Origin of the sequence: Aquimarina algiphila (assembly GCF_947494415.1) — a bacterium.
Lineage (GTDB): Bacteria > Bacteroidota > Bacteroidia > Flavobacteriales > Flavobacteriaceae > Aquimarina > Aquimarina algiphila.
This window is the reverse complement of the sequence record NZ_CANLVC010000010.1, coordinates 425,156-437,876: the sequence shown is the minus strand read 5'-3', so window position 1 is coordinate 437,876 and position 12,721 is coordinate 425,156. Positions and strand designations below refer to the sequence as shown.

Annotated in this window: 11 protein-coding genes; 7 read left to right on the top strand and 4 right to left on the bottom strand. The window is 33.1% G+C overall.

Going from position 1 to position 12,721, the window contains the following annotated elements; translation table 11 throughout:
• Position 1 precedes the first annotated feature (1 nt).
• From PQF96_RS25490 to PQF96_RS25460, 7 genes are all read left to right on the top strand, one after another.
• Positions 2–730: a GNAT family N-acetyltransferase gene (locus PQF96_RS25490; protein WP_271769603.1), complete on the top strand. Its 729-nt coding sequence runs from the start codon at positions 2–4 to the stop codon at positions 728–730.
• A gap of 83 nt (positions 731–813) precedes the next feature.
• On the top strand, positions 814–1,230 hold the full coding sequence (locus PQF96_RS25485; RefSeq protein ID WP_109433935.1) for an HYC_CC_PP family protein: 417 nt from the start codon (positions 814–816) through the stop codon (positions 1,228–1,230).
• Between the two features lie 107 nt (positions 1,231–1,337).
• On the top strand, positions 1,338–5,054 hold the full coding sequence (locus PQF96_RS25480; RefSeq protein ID WP_271769600.1) for an efflux RND transporter permease subunit: 3,717 nt from the start codon (positions 1,338–1,340) through the stop codon (positions 5,052–5,054).
• 135 nt (positions 5,055–5,189) lie between these two features.
• Entirely contained in the window at positions 5,190–5,549 is a 360-nt protein-coding gene (locus PQF96_RS25475) for a four helix bundle protein (protein WP_271769598.1), read from the top strand.
• Entirely contained in the window at positions 5,546–6,817 is a 1,272-nt protein-coding gene (locus tag PQF96_RS25470) for a TolC family protein (RefSeq protein WP_271769596.1), read from the top strand. The genes PQF96_RS25475 and PQF96_RS25470 overlap by 4 nt, the downstream gene beginning before the upstream one ends.
• Positions 6,818–6,821: 4 nt before the next feature.
• Positions 6,822–7,556, top strand: coding sequence for a heavy-metal-associated domain-containing protein (locus tag PQF96_RS25465; protein ID WP_271769593.1), 735 nt, complete (start codon positions 6,822–6,824; stop codon positions 7,554–7,556).
• Position 7,557: 1 nt separating this feature from the next.
• Positions 7,558–9,294, top strand: coding sequence for an efflux RND transporter periplasmic adaptor subunit (locus PQF96_RS25460; protein ID WP_271769590.1), 1,737 nt, complete (start codon positions 7,558–7,560; stop codon positions 9,292–9,294).
• Positions 9,295–9,303: 9 nt separating this feature from the next.
• On the opposite strand, the gene PQF96_RS25455 is transcribed toward PQF96_RS25460, so the two are convergent.
• The 4 genes from PQF96_RS25455 to PQF96_RS25440 all read right to left on the bottom strand — a co-directional run bounded on the left by PQF96_RS25455 (position 9,304) and on the right by PQF96_RS25440 (position 12,667).
• Positions 9,304–10,467: an acyl-CoA dehydrogenase family protein gene (locus PQF96_RS25455; protein ID WP_271769588.1), complete on the bottom strand. Its 1,164-nt coding sequence runs from the start codon at positions 10,465–10,467 to the stop codon at positions 9,304–9,306.
• Positions 10,468–10,515: 48 nt separating this feature from the next.
• On the bottom strand, positions 10,516–11,346 hold the full coding sequence (locus PQF96_RS25450) for a DUF2306 domain-containing protein (protein WP_109433942.1): 831 nt from the start codon (positions 11,344–11,346) through the stop codon (positions 10,516–10,518).
• A gap of 96 nt (positions 11,347–11,442) precedes the next feature.
• Entirely contained in the window at positions 11,443–11,895 is a 453-nt protein-coding gene (locus PQF96_RS25445) for a hypothetical protein (RefSeq protein WP_271769586.1), read from the bottom strand.
• Between the two features lie 82 nt (positions 11,896–11,977).
• Positions 11,978–12,667 (bottom strand): DUF4386 domain-containing protein, encoded by a 690-nt coding sequence (locus PQF96_RS25440; protein WP_271769583.1) that lies wholly within the window; start codon positions 12,665–12,667, stop codon positions 11,978–11,980.
• Between the last annotated feature and the right edge of the window lie 54 nt (positions 12,668–12,721).

Below are 12,721 nucleotides of genomic sequence, written 5' to 3'. Positions count from 1 at the left end.
CATGAAAGATAAACATATAACACAAAATATTAATAACCTCACTTCACTTTGGAAAACCGCTAGTGCACCTTTTGATTCCCACTTTAAAAACTCGGTTTTTGAGTATTGTGAAGTCAAAGATTCTGATTGGCCAAATAGATTGTGGTTTAATCAACCCATAGACCAGAGTTCTATTGATATGGCAAAAAAGAAACTATCTACATTATCTTCTCCCCTCACCATCCCATATTTTAATATTAATACTAAAAATACATATGAACTCTTAGAAAAAAATGATTTCAAATTACAATTTGAGCAGGTTGCAATGTTTCTAAAATTAGAAGAAACCTTTAAAATTAGCAGTAATTTGACCATGGTTCATATTTCAAATGAAGCTCAAGCCGAATTATGGGCAGCTCTTTATCCAAGAGCATTTGGGTATCGCATCCCTAAAAAAATAATCACTAGCACCTGGAATGATATCCACTATTTCTTAGCATATTATCAAAACCAGCCCATAGGAACTGCAATAACATTCCAGACACAAAAAACAATCGGAATTCATGGTGTAGGCATCATTCCTGAAATGAGAAAAAGAGGTTTTGCATCAGAAATTATGAAACATCTAATCAATATAGCAATCGGTGGCGAAAGTGATTTTATGACCCTACAAGCATCCAGCATGGGAAAAATTGTATATTTAAAACTTGGATTTAAAGAGCAATTCCTGATCAAAAATTATGCTTTATAATATTTAATATATCATGTGTCATACCTTAAACTTTTATCAAAGAAAAATCTCTTATATTAATTTTTTGTAGTTTTGTATATCAGATGAAAAAAATAGTTCACAATATATCAGCATGCCTTTTAGCATTTGTAGTGTTATTTTCTACACTATCATTTACTGTAGACATGCATTATTGTGGAAAGACTTTGGTAGATGTTTCACTTTTCAAAGAAGCAAAAACTTGCGGAATGGAAATGCAAAAATCAAAAACAGCTACCACCTGTGCTATGACAAAAAAGAATTGTTGTTCTGATAAACATCTAAATTTTGAAGGACAGGATGAACTTAAAATTTCATATGATAAGTTCACTTTGGAGCAATATATTTTTGTAGCATCTTTTTACAATGCATACATTGACCTTTTTGAAGGTTTAGAAGAACATATAGTTCCATTTAAGGAATATTCTCCTCCGCTGGTCGTCAGGAACATTCAGCAACTTGACGAAGTATATTTAATTTGATTTTCAAACAATAGACTACAGTATCTAATGGACTTTTCTCCATTAGGTCAACCCTTTGTATTTGGTGTTTTTACGCACCCACGTCTAATTGTTTAATAATCAAATAAATGCTCAATAAAAGCATCAAGTTTTTAATAGAAAACAAACTGGTAGCAGTACTATTACTCCTCCTTTTTATAGGTTGGGGAAGTATTAATTCACCCTTTAATACCGATTTGAGTTTCTTACCAAACAATCCGTTAGCAGTGGATGCTATACCTGATATTGGAGAAAATCAACAAATTGTATTTACAAAATGGGATGGTCGTTCACCACAAGATATTGAAGATCAAATTACCTATCCATTAACTGCTTCTTTACTTGGGATTCCTGGAGTAAAAACTATTCGTAGCTCTTCTATGTTTGGTTTTTCTAATATTTATATCATATTCGAGGAAGATGTAGAGTTTTACTGGAGTCGAAGTCGAATCATCGAAAAACTGAATTCCCTCCCAAGTAGCTTATTACCAGAAGGTGTTCGCCCTTCATTGGGACCAGATGCCACAGGATTAGGTCAAATATTCTGGTATACACTCGAAGGTCGTGATGAAAATGGAAATGTAACTGGTGGTTGGGATTTACAAGAACTACGAAGTATCCAAGACTATTATGTCAAATATGCATTGTCCTCTGCAAATGGTGTTTCAGAAGTTTCTTCTATTGGTGGGCATGTACAGGAATATCAAGTGGATGTTAATCCAGAACTGATGCGTCAATATAACATTGGATTGAATCAGGTTGTAAAAGCAGTTAAAGAAAGTAATGAGGATATTGGAGCGCAAACTTTAGAAATTAATCAAGCAGAATATTTAGTTCGTGGTTTAGGATATATAAAATCAACTTCAGATATAGAAAATGCTGTTGTTACCTCATCTTTATATACAGCTATCAAAATTAAAGATATTGGTAAAGTTTCTTTGGGACCGACCACTAGAAGAGGAATATTAGATAAAGAAGGAGCAGAAGTTGTTGGTGCCGTTGTAGTTGCTCGTTATGGTGCAAATCCTTTAGAAGTCATTACTAATGTAAAACAGAAAATTAATGAATTAAGTGCTGGATTACCATCAAAAGTATTAAAAGACGGTAGAACTTCTCAAGTTACTATAGTTCCATTTTATGATAGAACAGAACTTATTCAAGAGACATTAGGTACTCTCAATGAAGCATTAACTTTAGAGATATTAATTACTATTTTGGTGATTATCATTATGGTTTTTAATCTCAGAGCTTCTGTCTTGATATCTGGATTATTACCGGTAGCTGTTTTGATAGTATTTATTGCTATGAAGTTTTTTAACGTTGATGCAAATATTGTAGCCTTATCGGGGATTGCAATTGCTATCGGTACCATGGTAGATATAGGAGTGATCCTTTCTGAAAACATCATAAGACATGTAGACGAAAACAAACAAAACCTTCCTATAAATACTATTGTTTATAACGCAACTACCGAGGTGTCAGGAGCAATTTTAACAGCAGTATTGACCACAATTATAAGTTTTATTCCTGTGTTTACTATGACTGGAGCAGAAGGCAAACTGTTTAGACCATTGGCATTTACAAAAACTTTTGCCTTAACCGCATCTGTAATCATAGCGTTATTCTTAATACCTCCTTTTGCCGCTTTCTTATTTAAAAAAAGATCTTTAAAAAACACAGTACAGTACACCCTGAACAGTATTTTAATACTATTAGGAATGTTTGCTATCATTTCTGGTTATTGGCTTGGACTCATACTAGTCGCATTTGGAGTTATCACATTTTTAAAATTAAGTAATAAACTCTCAGAAAAACATGCAAATCTTATCATCATATGTATATCTGCGGTAACCATTATATTTCTGTTAGCAGAATATTGGAGACCCTTAGGGGTAGACAAAAATATATTCTGGAATCTCATTTTTGTAGGTATAATATGTTTTGGTCTATTAACCGTATTTACACTATTCAGGAAGTATTATACTAAAATTCTTCAATGGGCATTAGGCAACAAAATTCTATTTCTTTCAATACCCTCTACCATTGTTATATGTGGGTTTCTCATTATGAAAAATACAGGGAAAGAATTTATGCCTTCTCTAAATGAAGGTTCATTCTTATTAATGCCTACATCAATGCCGCATTCAGGAATAGAAGAAAATAAACGTGTGCTTCAGCAATTGGATATGGCAGTAGCTAGCATTCCTGAGATCAAGACTGTTGTCGGTAAAGCTGGACGTACAACTTCTGCCCTGGATCCTGCTCCACTTTCTATGTATGAAAACATGATTCAGTATAAACCAGAATATATGCTGAATTCCAAAGGAAAAAGACAACGCTATAAAGTAAATGATGACAGATTATTTGAATTAAAAAATGGTGGATTTGTAAAAAATCCAAACCTAAATACAGAAGAAGATAATACATCAACAGCATTTCCTGTAGCTGCAGACAAATTGATTCCAGATCATGATGGTGAATATTTTCGCAATTGGAGACCTCATATTCAATCTCCAGATGATATTTGGAATGAAATTGTTAAGGTGACTCAATTACCTGGAGTAACTTCTGCTCCAAAATTACAACCTATAGAAACTCGTTTGATCATGCTACAAACAGGTATGAGAGCACCTATGGGGATAAAAGTAAAAGGGCAAGATTTAAAAGAAATTGAAGTTTTTGGCCTACAATTAGAACATATCTTAAAACAAGTCGAAGGTGTAAAAAAAGAAGCTGTTTTTGCTGATCGTATTGTTGGCAAACCCTATCTACTAATCGATATAGATAGAGAAAAAATCGCACGTTATGGTATTTCTATTAATGAAGTTCAAAACACATTAAAAGTTGCCGTTGGCGGAATGGTTTTAACCAAAACGATTGAAGGTCGGGAACGCTATGGAATTAGAGTGCGCTATCCCAGGGAATTAAGAGCGACTCCTACAGATCTGGAAAATATTTATATTCCGGTTCAAAAAGGCAACCCAATTCCATTAAGTGAACTGGCCACCATACGCTATGAACAAGGTCCACAGGTTATAAAAAGTGAAGACACTTTTTTAGTAGGATATGTATTGTTTGATAAATTAGATGGTTTTGCCGAGGTTAATGTAGTGGAAAATGCACAAAAATTACTACAACAAAAGATTGATTCTGGGGAATTAACAGTTCCAAAAGGAATTAATTATCAATTTACCGGATCCTATGAAAATCAATTAAGGGCAGAAAAAACCTTATCCATCGTTGTGCCTTTGGCATTGCTTATTATCTTTTTAATTCTCTACTTCCAATTTAGATCTACAACAACTTCATTAATCGTATTTACAGGAATTGCCGTAGCATTTGCAGGTGGTTTTGTAATGATATGGCTCTATGGTCAGGGTTGGTTCATGAATTTTAGTGTGTTTGGTGAAAATCTAAGAAACATATTTCAAATGCATCCTATTAATTTAAGCGTTGCGGTATGGGTAGGTTTTATTGCTCTATTTGGCATTGCCACAGATGACGGAGTCGTCATGGCAAGCTATTTAACCCAAACTTTTGATAGAAACACACCCAAAACAAAACAGGAGATTAGAGCTTCAATTATTGAAGCAGGAGAAAAACGTATCAGACCTTGTTTAATGACTACAGCCACAACAATTTTGGCCTTGTTACCAATTCTTACTTCGACAGGACGAGGTAGCGATATTATGATACCAATGGCAATACCAAGTTTTGGGGGTATGTTAATAGCTCTGATTACACTTTTTGTAGTACCTGTGCTATTCAGCTGGAGAGAAGAGATGAAAGTGAAAAGTGAAGAGTGAAGAGTGAAGAGTGAAAAGTGAAATACATAAGAAGTATTAAAAAACGTATTGTCACACTGAGCTTGTCAAAGTGATTCAGAAAACGGAAAGTTAGAAATGAAAAAAGGTTAAGTTGAAAATGAAAAAACAGAAATTATGAGTAAAAGTATATTAAAAGATAAAAGTTATGCTTTTGCAATCTTAATTGTGAAGTTATCTCAGTTCTTAGTTTCTGAAAAAAAAGAATATGTTTTAAGCAAACAATTATTACGAAGCAGAACAGCTATTGGCGCTCTAATCCATGAAGCTGAGTTTGCACAAAGTAAAAACGATTTCATTCATAAAATGAGTATTTCCCTTAAAGAAGCAAACGAATCTATGTATTGGATAGACCTGCTAAAAGATACGGGTTACATTAACAAAAAACAACATGAGACATCTCTTCTAAAGAACAAAGAATTAGTGGCAATGTTAGTGAGTAGTATCAAAACTTCAAAATCAAGTATTTCAAAATGAAAATAGTAAAATACATCTCAGGTTTTTGTAATCTCATATTCTGTTCTCTATGTAAAAGAGTAGTTGTTTTCGGTTGTTCACTTTTCACTTTTCACTTCACTAGTGGTCAACAACTCGAAACTTATATTGAAGAGGCACTAGCAAATAGTCCAGAAATTCAAAAATTCGAACTGCAATATCAAATTACAACAGAGAAGACAAATGAAGTTCGTACCATCCCCAATACAGAAATTGGTGTTGGATATTTTGTGAGTGAGCCTGAAACCAGAACAGGAGCTCAAAAAGCAAAAGTATCTATAAAACAAATGATCCCCTGGTTTGGTTCTATAACAGCGCGAGAAAATTATGCGAGTGCTATTGCAAATGCCAAATACGAGGATATTGTCATTGCAAAAAGAAAATTAATCGTTGCTGTCTCACAATCCTATTACAATTTATACAGGATTAATGCACAACAAAAAATCCTGCTACAACATATTGAATTACTAAAAACATATGAAACACTGGCTCTAACAGCTGTAGAAATAGGTAAAGCTTCAGCAGTCGATGTGTTGCGTTTGCAAATTAGACAAAACGAATTATCACAGGTATTGGCCGTATCAGAACAAGACTTTCTTGCTGAGCAAACCGTATTCAACACCCTTTTAGATAGAGATAAGTCTATAGAAATCCAGATCGTGAACGAATTAACTATTCCTTCAGAAAATGTATCCTTTACTTCTACTACTTTAGCATTACATCCTGAACTTATCAAATATGATAAATTATACCAATCTGTAGAGCAATCAGAACTATTGAATCAAAAGAAAAGTAATCCTATGATTGGATTTGGTATCGATTATATAGCCGTTTCAGAACGACCAAATATGAATTTTAGCGATAATGGAAAAGATATTATAATGCCTATGGTGTCATTATCTATTCCTCTTTTCAATCAAAAACACAAATCAAAAACAAAGCAAAATCAATTAAAGCAGCAAGAAATTAAGGTTCAAAAACAAGAACGACTTAATACATTAAAAACTGCACTGGATAAAGCAATTACAGATAGAAAAACAGCAAGAATACGTTTTGATACTCAAGCAAAAAATTTAAAGCAAGCAAAAGATGCAGAAGAAATATTGGTAAAGAGTTATGAAACCGGAACCATTGATTTTAATGATGTTCTGGACATTCAGGAATTACAACTAAAATTTCAAATGAATCAAATAGCATCGGTGAAAGCATATTTTAATGCTACAACCATCATCAATTATTTAAGCAATTAAAAACATGGAACACACATATACAATACAAGGAATGACCTGCGGCGGATGTAAAGCTTCTGTTGACAAATATTTGAGAAAAGTCGATGGAGTGACTCAAGTTTTAGTAAATCTGGAAAAAGCTGAAGCCAAAGTGACAATGAATACTCATATCCCAACTTCAATCTTACAAGAAGGGTTACCCGAAAAATATACAATTGCAGAAAAAGAATCTAAAAACATTTTCGAACCTAAACAAGATTCTAATACCCTTGTAAAAGAAAAAAATAAATTACAACAACTACAACCACTATTACTAATTCTCTTTTACATAACTGTAGCCAGTAATTTGTTACATTATAAAAACTGGAGTGTTAGTGAGGTAATGCTAGATTTCATGGGGTTGTTTTACATTGTTTTTAGCTTTTTTAAAATGCTGGATTTAAAAGGGTTTCCTGCATCTTTTAGCATGTATGACCCATTAGCAAAACGTTTACCTATCTATGGTTGGATATACCCATTTATCGAAACCGCTTTGGGAATCTTGTTTTTAATGCGACTCGAAATACAAATTGCTTTAATTAGTACACTTGTTATTTTGAGTATTACCACAATCGGTGTTACAAAAACACTTCTTGATAAAAAAACAATTCGCTGTGCCTGTCTGGGTACTGCTTTAAAACTCCCTATGACCGAAGCTACATTTATAGAAAATGCTATTATGATCATTATGGCAATATTTATGTTATTAAACATTTTTTAAGATGAAAAATTATCTCGTATATATTATAATATTAGCTACTGGATTATTCTTTGGATGGTTATTTTTTGGAAGCTCTTCTAACGAAAGTACTGTTCATAATCATGACAAACATGAGAAAACCGATCAAATGTGGACTTGTGCTATGCATCCACAAATTATGTTACCTGAATCAGGAGATTGTCCTGTTTGCGGAATGGATTTAATTCCTGTTGATACTGAAAACTCCGGGTTATTAGCAAATCAATTTAAACTGACAGAAAATGCAATGGCATTAGCCAATATTCAAACATCTATTGTTGGTCATAATGAGACTGAAAGTAACACCATAAAACTGTCTGGTAAGATTGTAGAAAATGAAGAAGCAAATACAGTGCAAGTCAGTTATTTTTCTGGAAGGATAGAACGTCTGAATATAAATTTCACTGGAGATCAAGTACGTAAAGGTCAATTATTGGCAACTATATATTCTCCAGAATTATTTGCAGCACAACAGGAATTGATAACTGCTGCTTCTTTAAAAACATCTCAACCGGCATTATATAAAGCAGTACGCAATAAGTTAAAACTATGGAAACTTTCTGAGCGTCAAATTAATACCATAGAAACATCAGGCCAGGTAAAGGAGAATATTCCTGTATACGCTACGGTTTCTGGAACAGTTTCAGAAAAACTAGTAGAACAAGGTGACTATGTTAAACAAGGGCAACCTCTTTTGAAAGTGGCAAACTTAAATACCGTTTGGGCAAATTTTGATGCCTATGAAAAACAAATTACCGGACTTAAAGAAGGCCAGCCTATATCGATTACTACAAATGCAAATCCAAATGCGACTATTAATGCAAAAATATCATTTATAGATCCTGTCTTGAATACTAAAACAAGAACAGTAATAGTAAGAGCTGTTTTAGATAATACAGCACTTCAATTTAAACCTGGAATGTTTATTGAAGGTAGCATTAGCGGTGATATTAATATGAACAAAAAGCAACTATTAAGTATTCCTTCAACTGCTATTTTATGGACGGGAAAACGATCTGTAGTGTATCTCAAAACAGACCTCAACGCTCCTGTTTTTGAAATGAGAGAAGTTACTTTAGGAAATAAAATAGGTGACCATTATGTAATAGTTGATGGTTTAAATACAGGAGATGAAATTGTTACTCAAGGTACATTTACGGTTGATGCTGCTGCACAATTACAAGGCAAAAAATCTATGATGAGTACAAAAAACTCAAAAACAAAAGAGCATCATGCCGTAGATGTATCAAATGCAATGACAAAGAATGAAACATCGTTAAAATTTCAAGAGCAATTAAAAAAAATACTCGATGAGTATATACTTTTAAAAGATGCTTTGGTAAAAGACGACGCTGATATAGCTAAAAAAGCGTCGATTGCTATGATCAAAAATATAGAAGCCATCAATGTAAAATTACTTATCGACATATCGAATCAGAATCAATGGATACAAATAGAAGATCAAATTAAGCGAGCTACACATGCTATAATCAACGCACCTGATATAAAAGAACAAAGAAATCATTTTATAGGTTTGTCGATAGGGTTAACCAATGCAATTCAAACCTTTGGTATTTCCCAAAAAGTGTATAGTCAATTCTGTCCTATGGCAAATAATAACAAAGGAGCATCCTGGTTAAGTTTAGATAAAGAAATTCGCAATCCATATTTTGGAAATAATATGCTCACCTGCGGTAGTATACAACAAACGATCGAATAAAACATGGATTTAAGTTTCATGATGCATCGCTTTTGTCCCAAAGTAATTTTTGATATCTAGATCAGTCATAGGCTGTAAAGGCCCATATACTATTTCTTTATAGATTTTATTGGTTATTGTACCAGGAGATAGAAACTTTGATCCCATTAAGGATCTGATTTTAGTAACAATTTCTTCAGCAATATGTGTAGAATAATATTTTGATAGCACAGAAGTTTCAAACATCTTTTCTAATAGTACCGTATCTCCTTTTTTAAAATTCGAAATTGACACCCCTGTATATTTACATAATTGATTTGCAGTTTTATACTTCATCATTAATTCTCCAATACTATCCAGGAAATTATCTGACTCAGAAAGTAATTTATCATGTCTGATTTTTTTCCTGCTAAATTCCTTCAAACACAAAATAACACTTAACGCTGCTCCCAAATAAGGCGCAGATATCAGCCCCTGGAACCAGGATCTTTGATAGATCAATAACTCATACTTTTCCTCTTTGGCACTGTTTAATTTAATAACGTTATTGCTATTAACATTTAAATTATCGAATCTTACTGATTTTGTAAATGATCCTAACATTTCATCTCCGAAGGGAGCATCATGAAATGTAATTCCATTAGTATTTGACGACACAAAAAACACGAGCTTATCCTCTTTTGATAACTCAGCAGTAAACACTATATAATCAGCAACTTCAGACAAAGACATAAATGGTGCTTCTCCATTAACTATATAGTTGTCTTTTTCTATTTGTGTAATTATGTTTTCATTTATAGAAGCATCTTTAAATGTTCGTATCGAGCCCGTGTTAGCTATCAACAATTTTTCTTTTCTAATTTTTTTTAATAACATTTCTCTTTTCCAATATTCCATACTTTGTATAGAAAAAGGATATGATGATAAAGATGCTAAAACATAATAGTGCATTGATAATGCTACGGCAACAGGAATTGAAATCTCACCAATACTATGCAAAGTATCAAAACATTCCTGATAAATCGCTTTTGCCTTTCTTTCATAACAGGGTATAAAGGGAACTTGTGTCGTTTTTATAAAAGTATAAAATGCTTTATAATCCTTAGTCTTTTCAAATTCTCTGAGTTTTATACATATTTTTTCTAATTCGTTTATTTTTCTATCGTGTTTATTCTTGATTGTTATCGTATTCATCTTCTAATATTTTTAAGAGAAAATTAGTTTTTGATTGAAACTCCTTTATTATATACGAGGTAACCACATCCCCATAGTAGCAGCAAAAATCCCAATACCCATTAAAATGGTCAATACTCCAAAACCAGTTGCCATAAGAATACGTCCAAGTGCACCTGAATTATTTTGCACATACAAATAGAGTTCTAAAATAATAAGCGGAATCACATATTGCCCAAACCCAAGAAAAATAAGAAATGGACCTCTAAAGGTTTCTGGATCAAATCCAACAGGACCACCATGGATAAATAACCACAGCATCAGGCCTATACGAAAAAACCAAACACCATTTACTACTAAAAACAGACGAAGTACCCACCGACGATGCGCATCAAACTTACGGGCAACAGCGGTACGCCAAGCAAGTGCTGCAAAAAGCATAATAAGGATTCCATTAATACTAACACTAATGTCGCCTATCAAACCGCTAACAGTTCCTTTGCTTAAAACCATATACACTCCACTAAAACTAATCACGAAAGCAGTTATGATGTATAATCGACCATTCCAACGGTGAAAGGATCTTGCACGCGTTCTAAGTTGCGGAATAAACTGAAGTGGACCTCCTACCATCATAATCACAGCTAATAAAAGATGAATAGCTACGGCAAGATTCCCCATGGTTTCACCTGGCGTGTATCCGTGTGGTAATACCTGATTCCATTTCATAAGGTCGCCTTGTAGAGCTGCTCCTCCATAAAAGGCAGTTACATAATAGGCAAATAACCATTGACCTGCTACTGCAACAGTAAACCAAAAAGTAACGGTTGCATTAAGTACTTTATCTGCACCTCTTTTTTTACGTTGCGGTGTAGCGACAACACTATGTTGTAAACTCATAATATTCGTTTTTTAACTGATGATGATTGATGAAACGGTTCTTGGTCATTTTACCAAAAACCTAAATTAAATACGTATATATCTAAATAACTTTTATTATCTAAACTTAAAAAAGCCCTTGATGTAATGTATCCATACGTATCCCCATGGAATCACAATAAGATCTACTGGAATTGCAATAAGAAATGGTCTAAGAAAATCTGCTGAAACCGAATCCAATTGATCCGCCGACCATAAAGGATATGCAATACCTATTAACCATACCGATTTATAAAATAATTGAAGTAATAAAAGTGGTAGCATTTTTATCGGATATCGAATTCCAATACCCATCAAAGTGGCATACGCCGCCCAAAAACTAAAGGTAATACCATCATAAGGCCCCCATTTTTCACTAGGTATGATAATTTCTAACCATGAATTGTATCCTAAACTCAAGAACGTAAGAAGGTAGAGTCCTCTCATTAAATACAATCGTATTTTTGACAGTTTTTTTTCACTTTTAGGGTTGCGTTGTTGTGTGTCCACAACCTGATTTTCTGTGGTCATAATATTCGTTTTTTGATTGATGATGATTTTAACTGCCTTGTAAAAAGCAATTGTATTGATGATGTTAAATATATTCTACGCTTTATGTTGCAGACTTAGTAATAATTGCGGATGGATTAAATCCTTTAACCATAAGCCATATAGAAAAAAATAATAGATACACTCCATTTTGAACGTAAAAAATAAAGTTTACGGTATAGTCAAAAACCTGTAGCATCGATGCTGAAAAGACCATTATGACTGCAATAAGCCCCCATATTGATAAAAACCGTGGAATCAACTTTGTTTTAAATAATGTATAATATAAAATTGAAGCTCCTAAACTAAAAGTGATTAATATTAAAAAATGTGCCCAATAATATTCTTCTACTTTTAGAAGACTTAACACCCTTAAATAGTTTTCATCCAGAGCTACACCTTTAGCTAACTCCTGACATAATGATATAAAAGATAGATGAGTGATATTACTCATTACAGTTATTGTAAATCCTACGACCAATACACTAACATACCCAATAGCTATTTTTTTGTTGTATTGTTTTAGAATAGAAAATAGTATGATACCAATATAAACTCCAATACCACTTGCAATTAAATCTAAAAGAATGGCTATTTTCATTTGTATTAAATCTTCTAAAACTTGGTTAAAAAAATTTTGAGATGCTATAAGAGACAACGACAACCCTCTAAGTGAATTACCCGTGGCACCGGTTATAATCATAAGCAAGAATAAACCTCCTGCTATTTTTCCGATTTTTTTATGTGATTCCATAATGTTCGTTTTTTGATTGATGATTGATTGATGATTGATTGATGATGATTTTAT

Excerpts from the sequence above, each read along its gene's own strand:
- PQF96_RS25490 (WP_271769603.1), top strand. The coding sequence starts at position 2 with ATGAAAGATAAACATATAACACAAAATATTAATAACCTCACTTCACTT.
- PQF96_RS25455 (WP_271769588.1), bottom strand. The coding sequence starts at position 10,467 with ATGAATACGATAACAATCAAGAATAAACACGATAGAAAAATAAACGAA.
- PQF96_RS25445 (WP_271769586.1), bottom strand. The coding sequence starts at position 11,895 with ATGACCACAGAAAATCAGGTTGTGGACACACAACAACGCAACCCTAAA.
- PQF96_RS25475 (WP_271769598.1), top strand. The coding sequence starts at position 5,190 with ATGAGTAAAAGTATATTAAAAGATAAAAGTTATGCTTTTGCAATCTTA.
- PQF96_RS25450 (WP_109433942.1), bottom strand. The coding sequence starts at position 11,346 with ATGAGTTTACAACATAGTGTTGTCGCTACACCGCAACGTAAAAAAAGA.
- PQF96_RS25485 (WP_109433935.1), top strand. The coding sequence starts at position 814 with ATGAAAAAAATAGTTCACAATATATCAGCATGCCTTTTAGCATTTGTA.
- PQF96_RS25470 (WP_271769596.1), top strand. The coding sequence starts at position 5,546 with ATGAAAATAGTAAAATACATCTCAGGTTTTTGTAATCTCATATTCTGT.
- PQF96_RS25440 (WP_271769583.1), bottom strand. The coding sequence starts at position 12,667 with ATGGAATCACATAAAAAAATCGGAAAAATAGCAGGAGGTTTATTCTTG.
- PQF96_RS25460 (WP_271769590.1), top strand. The coding sequence starts at position 7,558 with ATGAAAAATTATCTCGTATATATTATAATATTAGCTACTGGATTATTC.
- PQF96_RS25480 (WP_271769600.1), top strand. The coding sequence starts at position 1,338 with ATGCTCAATAAAAGCATCAAGTTTTTAATAGAAAACAAACTGGTAGCA.
- PQF96_RS25465 (WP_271769593.1), top strand. The coding sequence starts at position 6,822 with ATGGAACACACATATACAATACAAGGAATGACCTGCGGCGGATGTAAA.